Below are 17698 nucleotides of genomic sequence, written 5' to 3' on the forward strand. Positions count from 1 at the left end.
CCTCCGCACACGGGCTGCCAACCCGCACCGACCGACCACCTCGCACGGGCCGCCGCCCCGCACCGGCTCAGTCGACGGCATCCCGCTGCACCGGGCAACTCATGCACCGCGGACCGCCCCGGCCGCGCCCCAGCTCGCTGCCCCTGATCTCGATCACCTCGACGCCCTCCTTGCGCAGATGCGTGTTGGTCGTCGAGTTCCTTTCGTACGCCACGACGACGCCCGGCTCCACCGCGAGTACGTTGCAGCCGTCGTCCCACTGCTCCCGCTCGGCCGCGTGCACGTCCTGGGTGGCGGTGAGCACCCGGATCCCGGGCAGCCCGAGCGCCGCCGCGATCGCCCGGTGCATGTGCTCGGGCGGGTGGTCCGTGACCTTCAGCTCCCGACCGTCGACGCCCGGCTCGATGGTGTACGAGCGCAGCATGCCCAGGCCCGCGTACTGCGTGAAGGTGTCGCTGTCGACCATCGTCATCACCGTGTCGAGGTGCATGAACGCGCGCCTCTTCGGCATGTCCAGGGCCACGATCGTCTGCGCGGAGCCCGCCGCGAAGAGCTTGTGCGCGAGCATCTCGACGGCCTGCGGCGTGGTGCGCTCGCTCATGCCGATGAGGACCGCGCCCCGGCCGATCACCAGGACGTCGCCGCCCTCGATGGTGGAGGGGTAGTCCGACTGCCCCTGGGACCACAGGTGGAATTCCTCGGCCTTGAAGAGGGGGTGGTGCTGGTAGATCGCCTCGAAGTGCACGGTCTCGCGCTGCCGCGCGGGCCAGCGCATCGCGTTGATCGAGACGCCGTCGTATATCCACGCCGAGGTGTCGCGTGTGAAGAGGTGGTTGGGCAGCGGGCCGAGCAGGAAGTCGTCCAGGTCCATGCAGTGGAAGCGCACGGACGTGGGCTCCGGGTGGCGCTCCAGGAACTCCCGCTTCGTCATCCCGCCGATCAGCGCGTCGGCGAGTTCCGCGGACGGCAACGTCTCGAACGTGGCTCGCAGATGGTCCGTCGCCAGCGGACCGTACTCCTTCTCGTCGAAGACCCGGTCCAGGACGAGCAGGCGCGCGCCCGGCACGTCCATCGCCTCGGTCAGCAGGTCCCCGAAGAGGTGGACGGCCACCCCGCGGTCGCGCAGCACGTCGGCGAATCCGTCATGTTCCTGACGGGCCCTGCGGACCCACAGGACGTCGTCGAAGAGCAACGCGTCCTTGTTGGTCGGCGTGAGCCGCTTGAGCTCCAGATCGGGGCGGTGCAGGATCACGCGGCGCAGCCGCCCGGCCTCGGAGTCGACATGGAATCCCATGGAGCCCATCTTTCCCCTGCCGGACGGCTGACGCCCGCCGTTGGCCGAAGCCCCGCGTTTCGTCGGCTAGAGCCGCGGGTCCACCGGCTCCGACTCCAGGGCCAGGACCGCGAACACCGCTTCGTGCACGCGCCACAGCGGCTCGCCGGCCGCGAGACGGTCCAGTGCCTCAAGACCGAGCGCGTACTCGCGTATCGCCAGCGAGCGCTTGTGGCCGAGGAATCGGCCACGCAGCTTGTCGAGCTGGGCGGGGCGGGTGTACTCCGGGCCGTAGATGATCCGGAGGTACTCGCGTCCGCGGCATTTGATGCCGGGCTGCACAATGCGGCCCTTCCCATCCCTGACCAGCGCCTCGACCGGCTTGACGACCATGCCCTCGCCGCCGCGGCTCGTCATCTCCAACCACCAGTCGATGCCTGCCCGGACCGACGCCTCGTCGCCCGTGTCGACGTAGAGCCGCCGGGTGGTCTGCAACAGGCCCGTGCCGTCGTGCTCCACCATGCGGTCGATCAGGCCGAGCTGCTCGTCGTGCGGGAGCGAGGCCAGGCTGCGGCCCTGGACGGCCAGGATCTGGAACGGCGCGAGACGCACGCCCTCCAGTCCCTCGGTCGGCCAGCAGTAGCGGCGGTAGGCGTCCGTGAACGCGGCGGCGTCCGCGGCTCGTTCGCGCTGCTTGGCCAGGAGCCCTGCGGTGTCCACGCCACGCGCCGTCGCCGCTTCCAGGGCGGCGATCGCCCCGGGGAAGACGGCTCCGGCCGCGGCACCCACGGCCGCGTACTGGGTGCGGAGCAGGCCGGACGCCTTCAGCGACCAGGGCATCAACTCCGCGTCGAGCAGCAGCCAGTCCGTGTCGAGCTCCTGCCACAGACCCGCCTCGGTGACGGCGGTGCGCAGGCGCCCCAGTATCTCCTCGGTGACCTTCGCCCCCGAGGTGGTTCCACTGACGGACTCCGTGAAGAAGGGGCGGCCCGTGCGGGTGCAGAGCGAGCCGGTCGGGCCGTCCACGCCGAAGCGCTCGCGGGCCACGTCCGCGTCGCGGCACACCAGGGCCACGGCGCGCGAGCCCATGTGCTTCTCCTCGCACACGACCCGGCCGACGCCGTCCTGGGCGTACGACGCGAAGGCCTCGGCCGGGTGCTCCAGGTAGCCCTCGCGCTGCGATGTCGCGGTCGGCGCCATCGTCGGCGGCAGGTACGGAAGGAGCCGCGGGTCCACGGCGAACCGGCTCATGACCTCCAGGGCCGCCGCCGCGTTCTCCTCGCGCACCGCGACGCGCCCCGCGTGACGGGTCTCCACCGCACGGCGGCCGTGCACGTCGTTCAGGTCGAGCGGGCGCCCGTCGTGACCGCCGGGGGCCTCGGTGCGCAGCGGCCTGGCAGGCTCGTACCAGACCTGCTGCGCCGGTACGTCGACCAGTTCGCGCTCCGGCCAGCGCAGCGCGGTCAGGCTGCCGCCGAAGACGGCGCCGGTGTCCAGGCAGATGGTGTTGTTCAGCCAGGTCGCGGTCGGCACCGGAGTGTGGCCGTAGACCACGGCGGCGCTGCCGCGGTAGTCCTCCGCCCACGGGTAGCGCACGGGCAGGCCGAACTCGTCGGTCTCGCCGGTCGTGTCGCCGTACAGCGCGTGCGAGCGCACCCGGCCCGACGTACGCCCGTGGTACTTCTCGGGCAGACCCGCGTGACAGACGACGAGCTTGCCGCCGTCCAGGACGTAGTGCGAGACGAGGCCGTCCACGAACTCCCGGACGCTCGCGCGGAACTCCTCGCTCTGAGCCTCCAACTGCTGGACGGTCTCGGCGAGTCCATGGGTGTGCTGGACCGTGCGGCCCTTGAGGTAACGGCCGAGCTTGTTCTCGTGGTTGCCCGGGACGCACAGGGCGGTGCCGTCAGCGACCATCGACATCACGCGGCGCAGCACGCCCGGGGTGTCCGGGCCGCGGTCGACGAGGTCGCCGACGAACACGGCCGTACGCCCTTCGGGGTGCGCGCCGTCCACGTAACCGAGCTTGCCGAGCAGTGTCTCCAGCTCGGCGGCGCAGCCGTGGATGTCACCGATGATGTCGAAGGGGCCGGTGAGGTGCGAGAGGTCGTTGTAGCGCTTCTCGGTGACGATGGTGGCGTTGTCGACCTCCTCCACGCCCCTGAGGACGTGCACCTTCCTGAACCCTTCGCGCTCCAAGTGGCGCAGCGAGCGCCGCAGTTCCCGCTGGTGCCGCTGGATGACGCGGCGGGGCATGCCGGCCCGGTCGGCGCGCTGCGCGTTGCGTGCGGCGCAGACCTCTTCCGGTACGTCCAGGACGATGGCGATGGGCAGGACGTCGTACTGCCTGGCCAGCTCGATCAGCTGCTTGCGGCTCTCGCTCTGCACGTTGGTCGCGTCGACGACGGTGCGCCGGCCCGCGGCCAGGCGCTTGCCCGCGATGTAGTGCAGCACGTCGAAGGCGTCGCCGCTCGCGCCCTGGTCGTTCTCGTCGTCTGCGACGAGGCCGCGGCAGAAGTCGCTGGAGAGCACCTCGGTGGACTTGAAGTGCTTGCGGCCGAAAGTGGACTTGCCGGAGCCGGTGGCGCCGACGAGGACGACGAGGGAGAGGTCGGTGACGGGCAGCACGCGTCCCGCGTGAGCGGCTTCCGTGCTGGAGCTGGTGCTGGTGCTGGTGCTGATTTCATTCGTCATGCCGCCCGCACCTCCTTCGCGTTCTGGGTGTTCTTGGCGTACTCGTCGGTCTTCTCGCTCTTGTCGGCCTGGGTGAACACGGCCATCTGGGTCGGCGGCCCCACCTCGGGGTCGTCGTCCCCTATGGGAACGAACTCCACGCCGTACGCGCGCCGTTCGGCCACCTGCCGGGCCCATCCCCGGAACTCCTCGCGCGTCCACTCGAAACGGTGGTCACCGTGCCGGACGTGCCCGGCCGGGAGCGTCTCCCAGCGGACGTTGTACTCGACGTTCGGCGTCGTCACGAGCACGGTGCGCGGTCGCGCCGAGCCGAACACCGCGTACTCCAGGGCGGGCAGCCGCTCCTCGTCGAGGTGCTCGATGACCTCACTGAGCACAGCGGCGTCGTACCCCTTGAGCCGCTTGTCGGTGTACGCGAGCGAGCCCTGGAAGAGTTTGACGCGCTCGGCCTGGCGCTCGCCCATGCGGTCGAGCTTCAGCCGCCGCGAGGCAATGGTCAGCGCCCGCATCGACACATCGACACCGGCGATCTCGGTGAACCGGGTGTCCTTGAGCAGCGCCTGCACCAACTGGCCCTGCCCGCAGCCGAGGTCGAGCACGCGTCCGGCCCCGGCCGCACTCAGAGCCGCGAGTATCGCCTCACGCCGCAGCACGGCGAGCGGCACGGTCTTGTCCGAGCCCTCTTCAGCTTCGGCGTCAGCGCTCTCCTCGTCGACCGCGTTGTCGAGGTCGTCGACATCCGTGTCGTCCGCGTCGGCCAGCCGCACCAGTTCGAGCCGCTGCATGGCCTCCCGGGTCAGCGACCAGCGCCGCGCCAGATAGCGGCTGGTGATGACCTTCTGCTCCGGGTGGTCCGCGAGCCAGCCCTCGCCGGCGCGCAGCAACTTGTCGACCTCGTCCGCCGAGACCCAGTAGTGCTTGGCGTCGTCGAGCACGGGGAGAAGGACATACAGGTGCCGCAGCGCGTCTCTGAGGGTCAACTTCCCTTCGGGCACGTCGAGTACGAGGTGGACGTACCGCGATTCGCCCCACTCCGGAAACTGCTCGTCCAACGGAACCCGCGTCACCGTGACCGTCCAGCCCAGCGGCTCGAACAGTTTGCGCACGAGGTCAGCGCCGCCGCGCGCGGGCAGCGCGGGCACCTCGATGTGCAGCGGCAGCGGCTGCCCCGCCCGCTCGGGCCTCGCGTTGCACACCCCGCGCATGGCGCTGGAGAACACCGAGCTCAGCGCCACGGCGAGCAGCGACGAAGCGGCGTAGGGCCGGTCGTTCACATACTGCGCGAGGGCCGCGTCGGGTGCCCCGCCCCGGCCCTTCCCCTTGCCCCGCCGCACCAGCGCCACGGGGTCCACCTCAAGCAGCAGCGCCGCGGTGCAACGCTCCACGGACGCCTCGGGATACAGGACGTGCGCGGTGCCGTGGGAAGTGGAGAACGTCTGCGACTTGTCGGGATGCTTGTGCAGCAGGAACCCGAGATCCGTCGCGGGGCTTTCAGGGGTACCGGAGGTACTGATCGTCAGGAACACGGGTATGCCTCGAAACGCAATCTGAACTGCGGAAACTTACGGGTTGCGGCTCCAGCGCGCCTCTAGACCGTACAGCGGACACCACTGACTCACTCAGGGGTTTTCTTCGCTCCCCCGGACCCGTCAGCCCTCCACCCAGCCGTGGCTCCTGCCGTGCTGCACCAGTTGCTCGCGGAGCTGCTTGATCTGCTCCCCGGTCATCCACGGAGCCGCCGCGAGCAGCAGCTCGGTCATCTCAAACGAGTACTCCGCGACGCTGAGCACATCGCAGGTCGGTTCCTCCCCGTCGTCGAACGCCGCGGCCGACGCCTGGATCGACGGGGGCACCTGGGCCCTGCCGCCCGCGAACGGCGGTGCCGTCTGCGCCTGTGCCCCCTTGGGCAGCCGGACGGACGACGCCTTGGGCCCGCGCTCGCCCTCCTCGATCTCGAACTCGACCCGAGCCCCCGTGTACACCAAAGGCTCCGGGATGAGCAGGTCGTTGGCGTGCAGGAACACGTCTTCCCCACCGTGCTCCGGGGCGATGAACCCGTACCCCCGCGCGCCGTCGAACCGGACAACTCTGCCAGCGACCATCTTGACCCCAACCCCGACACCATCCCCGGGCCCCTCGCCCGGACAGCCAGTGCCGAAGCCTAACCTCCGAGCCCCTGTGCCGGCCCGCCCGGCTGTCCCTCACGCGCCGTCGGCGAGCGGCGGCAACACGGCCGGCGGGCGACGGAAACTGGATCGGGCGTCCGGGCAAGATAGCTGCATGGACCTTCGAATCTTCACCGAACCACAGCAGGGTGCGACCTACGAGACGCTTCTCCGCGTCGCCAAGGCCACCGAGGACCTCGGCTACAGCGCCTTCTTCCGCTCCGACCACTATCTCGTGATGGGCGCCTCCGACGGCCTTCCCGGTCCCACGGACGCCTGGATCACCCTCGCCGGACTGGCCCGCGAGACCAAGCGGATCCGGCTCGGCACGCTGATGACCGCAGGCACCTTCCGGCTGCCCGGCGTCCTCGCGATCCAGGTCGCACAGGTCGACCAGATGTCCGGCGGCCGCATCGAGCTGGGCCTCGGCTCCGGGTGGTACGAGGCGGAGCACTCCGCGTACGGAATCCCCTTCCCGAAGGAGAAGTTCGGTCGCCTGGAGGAGCAACTCGCCATTGTCACCGGACTGTGGGAGACCCCGGTCGGTGAGCGGTTCGCCTTTGACGGCACCTACTACCAACTCGCCGACTCCCCCGCCCTCCCCAAGCCCGCACAGCCCAAGGTGCCTGTCCTCATCGGTGGCCACGGTGCCAAGCGGACGCCCGCCCTCGCGGCCCGCTACGCGAGCGAGTTCAACATTCCCTTTGCCTCTCTTGCCGATTCCGAGCAGCAGTTCAAGCGGGTCCGGGCCGCCGCGGAGGAAGTCGGCCGCAAGGCCGCCGACCTCACCTACTCCAACGCCCTGGTGGCCTGCGTCGGCAAGACGGACGCCGAGGTGAAGCGCCGTGCCGACGCGATCGGACGCGAGGTGGAGGACCTGAAGGCGAACGGGCTCGCCGGTTCCCCGGAGGAGGTCGTGGAGAGGATCGCCGCTTACCAGGCCGTCGGTTCGCAACGCATGTATCTCCAGATTCTCGACTTGGACGACCTCGACCACCTGGAGCTGATCTCCTCGCAGGTCATGACGCGGCTGACCTGACCGCGACGCGGCCGCCCCTCGGCCGGGCGGTGCCGGTGGGGCCGGCCTCTGTCGCACTCCCGTCAACCCCACCGGCCCCGCCGGTCGCGCGCCGTCCCTGCCGGGTGAAATTCCGTCAACCCCGCATCCGGTGCGGCCCCGCCCCAGTGACGCGCCGCCGCGAGTGATCGTCGGCTCGGGCGGAGCCGGACCGCCCGGCACCCGCGTCGGCGGCAGCTGCCTGCGCGTCGCTTGCGTCAGCTGCCCTCCACGCCCCCGGCTCAGGGCGGCCCCGCCGCCGAGTCGGGCTCGGGCAGACTCTGTTCGCGCACCGCGAGCCTGCGCAGCATCTCGAGCACCCGGTCCCTCGACTCGTCGGCGGCGTCGATCGCTTCCATGCACTGCCAATACACCCCCTCGTCGTCCGCTCCCATGGCCACACCGACCAGCGCGATGCCCACCTCGCCGAGCAGTTCGTCGAGCCCCCGCAGCACCTCGTACGCCTGGCCGATGCCCGTGAGCCGCGCCGCCCGTATCCCCTCTTTCCCGAGGCCCGGGGTGACCAGGACTCCGCAGCCCCTGCCGCCGACCTCGCTCAGGCTGAGTGCCTCGCCCCGTAACTCCGGAGGCCCGGCGATCGCCAGCCTGCTGCCGATCGCCTGCGCGAGGGCCTGGGACTGCCCTACCTCGACGACGACGTCCGACGGGTCCTGACTCCGAGCCAGTGCGTGCCTGCTCGCCTCGATGAGCCGCATCGCCTCCATGCGCACCCCCACCCATCCCGCGCGCATCCACCGCACGTTCGCCCGAACTCCCTTGCTCACTACCCAGAGTGAGTGCCAGCGGGATGAAAAGCCAGAGCAACCAGGAAATCTGTGGACAAGTTATCGAATGTGGACAACGTGTCCACTCCAGAGAGTGACAGATCTACGTGGCACAGATCTGCGGACTCGCGGATTCCGCAGTGCTCAAGCGCTGCACAAGCTCGTGGGGTCACCAGTCCGCGGGGTCACAAGCCCGTGAGGTCACAAAGCCCGCGCGTCACAAGCCCGCACATTCTCAGGACCGAACGCATGCACGGCCCTCACGTCGCCGGAAAACGCCGCTCGTTCCGGTCGATCTTCGCGGCGAGCGCCGCCAGCGCGTCGATGCCGAGCACCTCGCAGAACTGCAGCAGGTAGGCCAGCACATCGGCGACCTCGTCCGTCACCCGGTGCGCCGACTCCGGGTCCTCCATCACCCGTGCCGATTCGTCCGGGGTCAACCACTGGAAGATCTCGACCAGTTCGGACGCCTCCACGCTGAGCGCGGCGGCCAGGTTCTTCGGCGTGTGGTACTGCTCCCAGTCCCGCTCGGCCGCGAAGTCGGCCAGCCTGCGCTGCAGTCCCGCTACATCAAGTTCCGTCACGCCCCAGGTCTACCATCGCGGCCCCCGTCGCCAGAGCGCCCCATGACGCGTCGCTCACCGTCCCGACGAGGCGGATGTGCCCGCGCTCGCACATGCTCGCGGCCAGTTCGGCGATGGCACGCTTCTGTCGCTCGTCGAGGAAGTGGTCGAGGCCGTCGGCGAGCACGGTGAGGCTCTGGTACGCCGAGGGCACCTCGGCCACCGGGTCCACCTCGAGCACCCCGGGCCCGGTGAGCAGCACCAGGGCGAGCGCCAGATACCGCAACTCGCCGTCCCCGAGCCGCCCGACAGGCGACTTGATGCCGCCGCCCCGGTCGATCAGCGCATGGACCGAGCCGTCGACGGCCACCTCCGCCAGCACGTCGGCGACCGGCCCCGCACACCCCGCCCGCACGGCGGCCACCAGCCGCGCATGACGCCGGCCGCACTCCTCCCGCGTACGGAGAAGGACCTCGGCGAGGTTGTCGCAGCCGCTCAGGAGGCGGCCGGCGCCGATCAGTCCGGGAGGCACGGGCAGCCGCATGAGGCCGGGCCGGGGGGAGCACGGGAACACCGAGCGCAGCGCGACCACCACCTGCTCGGCCGCGGCGAGCACCAGGCGCTGCCCCTCGGTCTTGCCCGCGACCCGCAGCGGAAGCAGCGCCGTGCCGAGCCGGTCGTCGGGCAGCGGACCGCGCGTCACCGGCGTCATGCCCGCCGTGTGCCAGGCGGCCTGCACCGCGCGCCGCCCCGGATCGCGCAGGGCCGTCTCCAGCAGCGTGAGCCCGCCCCGGGTCAGCCGCTCACCCACGACGCGCAGTTCGGGCTCGGCCTGTACGGCGACGTCGAGCCGCACCGCTCCAACGGGACCCTCGACCGTGCAGCCGATGCGGAATCCACGCCGGTGCTGTCCGTCGCCCCGAGCGCGGTCCGGCACACAGGCCACGGGATCGGTGAAGACGTCGACGAGTTCCTCACCCGCGCCGAGCCTCGCCAGCGCCTCGTACGCCGTGAGCGCGGTGGTCTTGCCGCTCCCGCTCGGCCCCGCGACGAGGGTCAGCGGACCGAGCGGGAACACGGCGCCCCGGTGTGAGGCGAAAGCCGACAGCCGCAGTTCGGTGACGCGGCTCCGGTCCGGACCCGACGGGGGCTCGGCGCCCGCCTCCGGGAGGTGCACAGTCATGTCCGGACGGTAGGCGGCGCAGGCTCTGGCGAACCGTTCCGCCCAAGTGACCTTCCTACGAATGAGGGATTCCGCGGAGAGCGATGCAGGCACCGCGCCGCGAGTGGCTATGCGGCTGGCCTATGCCGGACGACGACCACGCCGAAGACATGAAACGTCCCGACGGCACCCCGACGAGCTCGGCTGAACACCTTAGCCACCGCTACGACCGGCACGACCGGCGCCCCAGCGCCTCTACGACCAGCGCCTCTACGACCAGCACCCCAGCGCCTCTGCGAACCGTCACCCCGGCGGTCTACACGCCGGGCAGCACCCCTGCGTCCCCTACGACTGTGCCGCCGCGACGAGACCCTGCACCTCCGTGCCGGGCGGGGCGAGAAGGAAGACGTTCTTGTCGACCCGGTGCATCCCGCAGCCGAGGCCGAGGACCACGCCGCTGCTGAAGTCCAGTACCCGCTTGGCGACTTCCGTCTCCGCGCCGGTCAGGTCGAGCAGGACCGGGATCTGCGCCATCACGGTCTCGGCGACCTCGCGGGCGTCCGAGAAGACGTTCACCCGCATCACCACAAAACGCCGCCGCGCCTCGGTCTCCGCGTCGGGCATCGCACGGTGGCCGGGCCAGGACGGCCATTCGTTGCGGCTGCGCAGCGGTACGACCTGGGCGAGCCCTTCCCACTGTTCATCGGTGACGTCGTGGCTGTTCAACGCTCCACCCCGTCCTGGCTCGCACTCGATATCTGCACTGGCTCATTCTTACGCGACCTCACCCGTTCAGCCCAACAGCGACACGGAGCGGGCGGACCAGTGTGCCAGGGCCGGCGGGTCAGTGTCCCAGGAGTCCCACAAGACCTTCGGTCAGACAGGCGCGCCAACAGGCCCAATCATGACCGCCGTTGTATTCGTTCAGGGTCACCGGGCAGCCGTGCGAGCGCAGGACCTCGTACAGATCACGATGGTGGTCGAGAATTTCTTCCTCACAAAGTCCGACATCCAGACGCACGGTGACGGGCCGTGAGGTGCCGACACCGAGGCGTGAGAGGGGCGCGGACTGGGCCAGGACCTTGCCGAAGCGCTCCGGCCGCAGGAAGCCCGCGTACAGCGAGGCCAGTCCGCCCAGGCCCTGGCCCGCGACGAGCGTGCGCGCGGGGTCGGCGGTGAGGCGCCAGCGGCCGGCCGCCCACGGCAGCAGCTCGTCGGCGAGGAACCTCACATGGCTGTCGTGGGCGCCCAGTTCCCGGCCGCGCGTGTCCCTGTCGACGGCGTCCGGGGCGAGAACCGCGAGCGGCGGCACGGCGCCGTCGGCGACGAGGGCGTCCAGCGTGTCCTGGAAGGCGAGCCGCCCCAGCCACATGTCGCCGTCGTTCAACACGAGCACCGGCAGTTCGGCCGCCCGGCCACCGCCCGGCGGGAGGTACACCCACACGTCCCGCTCGGCGCCGAGCACCCCCGCGGGCAGCCGATGCCGCTCGACGCTTCCCCGGGGCACCCCGGCGCGCCGCTCGGCCCGGGGCAGGGCGGGCGCCTGCGGGAGTTCGAGCACGGAGGTGTCGCGGTCCGGCCAACGCCCTGGCATCCGACGGCCGTTGAGCGGGTCGGGCGCGGCGTGCGCGGACAGGGAGAGCAGCCGCCGTTGGAGGAGCTCGGCGGATACGGGCGGTTCACCGGGCGAGATGTCGGCGGCCATGCGGTACGAGCCGCGGTGGTCGGCGCGCAGCCGGTAGGTGAGGTGCCAGATGTCCGTGCCGGGCAGCGGGCTCAGCCGGGACGCGGCGAGGTCGGTACGGTCCGCGATGCCCTCGGCGAGGAGCAGGACCTGCCGGGTGGCGCGGTGCCCCCGCCACAGGAACGTCACGGCACGGTGGTCGGGGTCACCATCGAGCGCCTCGATCAGCGGAGTGCCGCGGCGCGCGGCATCCGCCCAGAACTCCTCCAGGATGACGGCACGCTCGGCTTCGGTGGCGTCGGCGGCGAGGGCGGCGACGCGCTCGACGCGGGGCGCCGGGCCCGCGACCCTGCGGGGCGCCGCGTCGGCCGTGAGCACCCCCGTGGTCACACTCATCCGCACACGAAGAGGACCCGCATCGTTCCCGCCTTCCTGGTCCAGCACGCAACTAAGCATCAACTCAGCACTAACTTAGCTAAGCCTAACCTAACCCCCGCCTTGTCCAAGTCGCCGCATGACTGCTCAGCGGGGTGTCGCGCTTTTGGGATCAGTTCCTCAGCGGCCGGAAGAACGTCCGCAGCTCCCGCGCCACCTGCTCCGGCTCCTCGTGCGCCATGAAGTGCCCGCCCCGCTTCGGGGTGCTCCAGTGGCGCAGATCGGTGAAGGCGCGCTCGGCCAGGCTCCTGGGGTAGCCCGCGAACGCCGGTTCATGGCTGAGGGTGATGGCCCCGGGGACGGTGATGGGCGGCACCGGCTCGTTCCGGGGGTAGTCGTAGTACTGCCGGAAGGACGAGCCGATGCTGCCGGTGGCCCAGTACAGGGTCGCGACCGTGAGCAGGGTGTCCTTGTCCCAGCGGGCCTCCAGATCGCCGCCGCAGTCGCTCCAGTCCCGGTACTTGTCGGCGATCCAGGCGACGAGCCCCGCCGGCGAGTCCATCAGGGCCGCGGCGATCGTGTCGGGGCGGGTGCACATGATCTCGCTGTAGCCCTGGTCGCCCACGTCGTACGCGGCCAGCGCGTCGAGGTAAGCCCGCTCCTCCGCAGTCGGCGGCTCCCCGTCGAACCGTTCCGTGATCACGGCGGAGGTGAGGTGCACCCCGGCCACGGCCTGCGGATAGAGGGCGCCGAGCCACTGCGTGACCCCGCCGCCGATGTCACCGCCGAAGGCCCCGAAGCGTTCGTACCCCAGGGCCTGGGTCATCAGCTCGTGCCAGATCTCGGCGACGCCCCGCCGGGTGAACGGCTCGCGCGGCAGCTCGGAGTGGACGAAACCGGGCAGTGAGGGGATCACCACGTCGAAGGCGTCGGCGGGGTCACCGCCGTGCGCGCCCGGGTCGGCCAGACGCCCGGCGACCCGCAGCATCTCCACGAAGCTGCTCGGCCAGCCGTGGCTCAGGATCAGCGGCAGTGGCGCGGGGGCGCCTGCGGGGCGGCGGCCCCGCAGATGGACGAAGTGCACGCGCCGTCCGGCGACTTCGGCGACGTACTGGGGAAAGGCGTTGAGTTCGGCCTCGGCGGCGCGCCAGTCGAAGCCGTCCGCCCAGTGGGCGACGAGTTCGCGCAGATAGCCGGGGTCGACGCCGGCCGCCCAGTGGGTGGAGTCGGAGGGCCGCGTGAAGAGGGTGCGCTTCAGGCGCGTACGCAGGTCGTTCAGCACGTCGTCGGAGACGGAGGTCCGAAAAGGGGCGGGTGCGGTTGTCATGTTTCCTTTGGGAGCGGGAGACAGGGAGTGCCGCAACGCCGGTAGACGGCGATACAGCTGCAACAGGTCAGCGATACGTCGGCGATGCAGCGGTTGTGGAGCGGCAGTACAGCGGCGATACGTCAGTGACGCGGCGCCAGACCCATGATGCGCGACGCGCAAGAATCTGCCCATGGAATTTGATACGGATGCCTACCTGCGCCGCATCGGTGCCGAGCGCCCCGCGGCTCCCACCACGCGGGCCCTGCACGACCTGCACCTCGCGCACCTGCGCGCCGTCCCCTTCGAGAATCTCTCCATCCATCTCGGCGAGGACATCGAACTCACCGAGGACTCCTTGGTCGCGAAGGTCGTCGGCGCCCGGCGCGGCGGCTTCTGCTACGAACTCAACGGCGCCTTCGCCGCGTTGCTCACCGCGCTCGGCTTCGAGGTCACCCTGCTGCAGGCCCGTGTGTACGACGCCGAAGGGCGGCCCGGGATCCCCTACGACCACATGGCGTTGCGCGTGCGCACCTCCGACGGCGACGACCGGCTCGCGGACGTCGGCTTCGGCGCCCACAGCCATTACCCGCTGGCCTTCGACGAGCGCGGCGACCAGCCGGACCCCGGCGGCACCTTCCGTATCACCGAGACCCCCGAAGGTGATCTGGACGTCAGCATGGACGGCAAGGCCCAGTACGTGCTCGACCGGCGCCCGCGCGCCCTCGGCGACTTCACTTCCGGCGCGTGGTGGCACCGCACCTCGCCCCGGTCCCACTTCACGCGGTCACTGGTCTGCTCGATGCTGACCGGGACCGGACGGATCACCCTCAGCGGCCGCACCCTCACCACGACGAAGGACGGGGAGCGCCACACCACCGAACTGGCCACGGACGCCGACGTGCTCGACGCGTACGCCACACACTTCGGCATCGCCCTGAAGCAGGTGCCGCAGGTGCGGGCTCAACCGGCTTGACCCGCCTCTTGACCCTTCCTCCAAGAGGTGCGGCATCTGCTATGGAGGAACGCCCAGAAGTGTTGTAGATGCCAGGCAAACCGGCCTATCGTGTCGCGCATGCAGTCCTACACCATCGGACAGGCGGCACGCCTGCTCGGCGTCAGCCCCGACACCGCTCGTCGTTGGGCGGACGCCGGACGGGTCGCCACCCACCGCGACGAGGGCGGCCGGCGGCTCATCGACGGCCGCGATCTCGCCGCGTTCTCCGTCGAGGTCGCGCAGGGCCAGACGCAGGGAGGCAACCACGAGGACGAGGTCCCCTACACCTCCGCGCGCAACGCCTTCCCCGGCATCGTCACCGCCGTGAAGCTCGGCGACGTCGCGGCCCAGGTCGAGATCCAGGCAGGTCCGCACCGGCTCGTCTCGCTCCTGACCCGGGAGGCCGTGGAGGAGCTCGGCCTGGAGGTCGGCATGCAGGCGACCGCCCGCGTGAAGTCCACCAGCGTGCACATCGACCGCACCTGACCCCCTGGTCCGCACCCCAGGGTCCGCCACCACGGGCCGGACCGCGCCGCCGGACCGGCTCCAAGGAGTTCCACGCTCATGTCCCTCGCTCTCACCCCCGTCCGGCGCCGCGCCGCGGCAGCCGTACTGACGGCCGCCCTGCTCGTCCCGCTCGCCGCCTGCGGCAACGACGACAGCAAGGACGACAGCGGCAAGAAGCCCGCGGGCGCCGCCGCCCCGAAGGCCGACCTCACCGTGCTCGCCGCCTCCTCGCTCACCGATGTCTTCAAGACCGCGGGCGCCGCGTACGAGAAGGAGCACCCGGGGACGAAGGTCGACTTCTCCTTCGCCGGTTCCCAGGAACTGGCCGCCCAGGTCAAGCAGGGCGCTCCCGCCGACGCCCTGGTCACCGCCGACACCAAGACCATGGACGGGCTCGCGGCCGACACCGGGAAGCCGTCCGTCATCGCCGCCAACCGCCTGGTCATCGCGGTCGGCGAGGGCAATCCGGAGAAGATCACCGAGCTGAAGGACCTCTCCGACAGCAAGCTGAAGGTCGTCCTCGCCGCGTCCGAGGTGCCGGTCGGCCGTTACGGCAAGCAGATCCTGGACGACCAGAAGATCGACGTGAAGCCGGTCTCGCAGGAGCCCAACGTCCGCGCGGTCCTGAGCAAGGTCGAGTTGGGTGAGGCCGACGCCGGGCTGGTCTACAAGACCGACGCGGCCACCGCGACCGAGAAGGTCGACGCGGTCAAGATCCCCGACGGCGAGAACGCGATCGCCGAGTACCCCGCGGCCACCCTGAAGACGTCGGAGCACGCGGAGGCCGCGACCGCGTTCGTGAAATGGCTTTCCACGCCCGCCGCGCAGAAGATCCTGCGGAGCGCGGGCTTCGAGAAGCCGTAACCACCGCTCAGAAGCCGTGGCTCCGTCCTGTCGGGAGAAACCGACCTCAACCGACAGGATGGGTCCGCACCCGCCGAGGTGAGGGGGCCGACCGCCTCCCCGGTCTGGGCGGTCCGACCGTCTTCCGGAACGCCGGAATACCGGAACGCCGGGATACCGGAATGTCGGAACGCCGGAACGCCCCTGACGCCCCCTCACCTCACGAACGAGAACCATCCAGCGCGCACCCCAGGGACCACGATGAAACGCCTGCGCGGCCGCACCGTCGGCCCCCGCACCCCGATCGCCCTCGCGATCCCCGCGCTCCTCGCCATCGCGTTCTTGGCGCTGCCGCTGCTCGGCATCCTCGCCCGCACCGAATGGGGCGAGATCGGGACCCATCTGACCAGCGAGGGAACCACGCAGGCCCTGGAGCTGTCCCTCGTCGTCTCCTTCTGGGCGTTGGCGCTCTCCCTGCTGCTCGGGGTGCCGTTGGCCTGGCTGCTCGCCCGCGTCGACTTCCCCGGCAAGGCGGTCGTACGGTCCCTCGTCCTGCTCCCGATGGTGCTTCCGCCCACCGTGGGCGGCGTCGCCCTGCTGCTCGCGTTCGGGCGGCGCGGGCTGCTCGGGCCGTGGCTCGAGGACACGTTCGGGATCACCCTGCCGTTCCACACGTCCGGCGCGGTGATCGCCGCGACCTTCGTCGCGATGCCGTTCCTCGTCATCAGCCTCGAAGGCGCGCTCGGCGGGCTCCGCCCCCGTTACGAGGAGACCGCGGCGTCCCTGGGCGCTTCGCCGGTACGGGTCTTCCGCACCGTCACGCTGCCCATGGTCGCTCCCGGGCTCATCGCCGGAGCCGCCCTGACCTGGGCGCGGGCCCTGGGCGAGTTCGGCGCGACCATCACCTTCGCCGGCAACCTCCCCGGCACCACCCAGACCCTGCCCCTCCAGGTGTACCTGCTGCTCCAGGACTCCCCCGAGGCGGCGACGTCCGTGTCGCTGCTGCTGCTCGCCATCGCGATGGCGGTGCTCGTCGCGCTGCGCGGCCGCTGGATGGGCGCTCCGGGCAGCCGGCGCAAGGGGGGGTACGAGCGGCTGCCGGACGAAGCGTCGTCGCCCGCGCTCCCCGAGCCCGCGGCCGGGTCCGCCACTGCCGGGTCCACAGCGGAAGCAGGCACCGCAGAGCCCGCAGCCGAAGCGGACACCGCCGAGCCCGCGTCACCGTCGCCGTCCCCGGAGCGCTGGTCCCTGCATGCCGAGGTCACCGGCTTCAATCAGCTCACCCTGGACGCCGGACCAGGCACCACGATCGCCGTCGTCGGACCCAACGGCGCGGGCAAGACCACGCTGCTGCGGGCGCTCCTCGGCCTCACCCCGCGCGCCCACGCCGAGCTCCGGCTCGGCGACACCGACGTCACCGGACTGCCGCCGCACCGCCGCCACGTCGCCTGGGTCCCGCAGGACGGCGCCCTCTTCCCGCACATGAGCGCCCTCGCCAACACGGCGTACGGGCCACGCGCGCTGGGTGTGCCACGGGCCGAGGCCCGGCGGCGCGCGCAGGAGTGGCTCGACCGGCTCGGTGTCGGTCACCTCGCGCACCGCAGGCCCGGCCAGGTCTCCGGCGGTCAGGCCCAACGGGTGGCGCTGGCACGGGCGTTGGCGGCTCGGCCCCGGCTGCTCCTGCTTGACGAACCGCTCGCCGCGCTCGACCAGACGACGCGGGCCCACGTGCGCCACACCCTGCGTACGCACCTCGACACCTTCGGTGGCGTCTGCCTGATCGTCACGCACGACCCCGTCGAGGCGGTGTCCCTCGCCGACCGGGTTCTCGTACTGGACCAGGGCCTCGCCCTGCAGGACGAGGCACCCGCCGAGGTCACCCGGCACCCGCGCTCCCCGTGGGTGGCCAGGATGCTGGGCCGCAACGCCTGGCCCGGCACCGCGGGACCCGAGGGGCTCGCCCTGCCCGGCGGGGGGACCCTCGTGATCGCCGATCCGCTGGAGCCGGGCACCGATGCCCTGGCGATCATCGCCCCCGAAGCGGTCTCCGTGCACCGCGACAGGCCCACCGGCAGCCCCCGCAACGTCTGGCCCGGCACCATCCGCGAGATCACCGCCAGCGGCAGCAGGCTCCGGCTCCTGATCACCTCGCCCGCGGCCCCGGACCTCGTCGCCGAGATCACCCCGCAGGCCGCCGCCGAACTCGGCCTCACCGACGGGACGCGCGTATGGACCAGCGTGAAGGCGACGGAGGTCACGGTCGTGCCCACGTAAGGCCGGCTTCGCG

The 17698-nt window shown here is 71.1% G+C and carries 15 protein-coding genes; 5 read left to right on the top strand and 10 right to left on the bottom strand.

Annotated features, from left to right (window positions below; all coding sequences use genetic code 11):
- Nucleotides 1-67 precede the first annotated feature (67 nt).
- The 4 genes from AB0I94_RS15190 to AB0I94_RS15205 form a co-directional block, all read right to left on the bottom strand.
- Nucleotides 68-1294, bottom strand: a complete 1227-nt coding sequence (locus tag AB0I94_RS15190; protein ID WP_363310019.1) for an arginine deiminase — start codon at nt 1292-1294, stop codon at nt 68-70.
- A 66-nt stretch (nt 1295-1360) separates the two neighbouring features.
- Nucleotides 1361-3967, bottom strand: a complete 2607-nt coding sequence (locus tag AB0I94_RS15195; protein ID WP_363310020.1) for a polynucleotide kinase-phosphatase — start codon at nt 3965-3967, stop codon at nt 1361-1363.
- Nucleotides 3964-5493 (bottom strand): 3' terminal RNA ribose 2'-O-methyltransferase Hen1, encoded by a 1530-nt coding sequence (locus AB0I94_RS15200; protein ID WP_363310021.1) that lies wholly within the window; start codon nt 5491-5493, stop codon nt 3964-3966. Before AB0I94_RS15200 ends, AB0I94_RS15195 begins: the two co-directional genes overlap by 4 nt.
- A gap of 123 nt (nt 5494-5616) precedes the next feature.
- Nucleotides 5617-6069, bottom strand: coding sequence for a cold shock domain-containing protein (locus AB0I94_RS15205; RefSeq protein WP_363310022.1), 453 nt, complete (start codon nt 6067-6069; stop codon nt 5617-5619).
- Nucleotides 6070-6247: 178 nt separating this feature from the next.
- Here AB0I94_RS15205 and AB0I94_RS15210 point away from each other — a divergent pair, with 178 nt between their 5' ends.
- Nucleotides 6248-7171, top strand: coding sequence for an LLM class F420-dependent oxidoreductase (locus AB0I94_RS15210; protein WP_363310023.1), 924 nt, complete (start codon nt 6248-6250; stop codon nt 7169-7171).
- Between the two features lie 260 nt (nt 7172-7431).
- Here the strand turns inward: AB0I94_RS15210 and AB0I94_RS15215 are convergent, their stop codons facing one another.
- The 6 genes from AB0I94_RS15215 to AB0I94_RS15240 form a co-directional block, all read right to left on the bottom strand.
- Complete coding sequence (locus tag AB0I94_RS15215) at nt 7432-7914, bottom strand: DUF6099 family protein (RefSeq protein ID WP_363310145.1); 483 nt, start codon at nt 7912-7914, stop codon at nt 7432-7434.
- Between the two features lie 320 nt (nt 7915-8234).
- Nucleotides 8235-8558 carry a nucleotide pyrophosphohydrolase gene (locus AB0I94_RS15220; protein ID WP_363310024.1) on the bottom strand — a complete coding sequence of 108 codons (324 nt, stop codon included), beginning with the start codon at nt 8556-8558 and terminating at the stop codon, nt 8235-8237.
- Nucleotides 8545-9720: an ATP-binding protein gene (locus AB0I94_RS15225; RefSeq protein WP_363310025.1), complete on the bottom strand. Its 1176-nt coding sequence runs from the start codon at nt 9718-9720 to the stop codon at nt 8545-8547. Before AB0I94_RS15225 ends, AB0I94_RS15220 begins: the two co-directional genes overlap by 14 nt.
- 324 nt (nt 9721-10044) lie before the next feature.
- Nucleotides 10045-10425: a cell division protein SepF gene (locus tag AB0I94_RS15230; protein ID WP_363310026.1), complete on the bottom strand. Its 381-nt coding sequence runs from the start codon at nt 10423-10425 to the stop codon at nt 10045-10047.
- 118 nt (nt 10426-10543) lie between these two features.
- The gene (locus AB0I94_RS15235; protein ID WP_363310027.1) at nt 10544-11779 is read right to left on the bottom strand and encodes an alpha/beta hydrolase-fold protein; all 1236 of its coding nucleotides are present in this window, start codon (nt 11777-11779) and stop codon (nt 10544-10546) included.
- 151 nt (nt 11780-11930) lie between these two features.
- Nucleotides 11931-13085: an epoxide hydrolase family protein gene (locus AB0I94_RS15240; protein ID WP_363310028.1), complete on the bottom strand. Its 1155-nt coding sequence runs from the start codon at nt 13083-13085 to the stop codon at nt 11931-11933.
- 172 nt (nt 13086-13257) lie between these two features.
- On the opposite strand from AB0I94_RS15240, the gene AB0I94_RS15245 reads away from it, so the two are divergent.
- The 4 genes from AB0I94_RS15245 to AB0I94_RS15260 all read left to right on the top strand — a co-directional run bounded on the left by AB0I94_RS15245 (nt 13258) and on the right by AB0I94_RS15260 (nt 17685).
- Nucleotides 13258-14040, top strand: a complete 783-nt coding sequence (locus AB0I94_RS15245) for an arylamine N-acetyltransferase (protein WP_363310029.1) — start codon at nt 13258-13260, stop codon at nt 14038-14040.
- Between the two features lie 99 nt (nt 14041-14139).
- Nucleotides 14140-14547 (top strand): helix-turn-helix transcriptional regulator, encoded by a 408-nt coding sequence (locus tag AB0I94_RS15250; RefSeq protein ID WP_363310030.1) that lies wholly within the window; start codon nt 14140-14142, stop codon nt 14545-14547.
- A gap of 78 nt (nt 14548-14625) precedes the next feature.
- Entirely contained in the window at nt 14626-15432 is an 807-nt protein-coding gene (gene modA / locus AB0I94_RS15255) for a molybdate ABC transporter substrate-binding protein (RefSeq protein WP_363310031.1), read from the top strand.
- Nucleotides 15433-15672: 240 nt separating this feature from the next.
- On the top strand, nt 15673-17685 hold the full coding sequence (locus tag AB0I94_RS15260) for an ABC transporter permease (RefSeq protein ID WP_363310032.1): 2013 nt from the start codon (nt 15673-15675) through the stop codon (nt 17683-17685).
- Nucleotides 17686-17698 lie beyond the last annotated feature (13 nt).

This window comes from Streptomyces sp. NPDC050147 (assembly GCF_040660195.1).
In the GTDB taxonomy this organism is placed as follows: Bacteria; Actinomycetota; Actinomycetes; order Streptomycetales; family Streptomycetaceae; genus Streptomyces.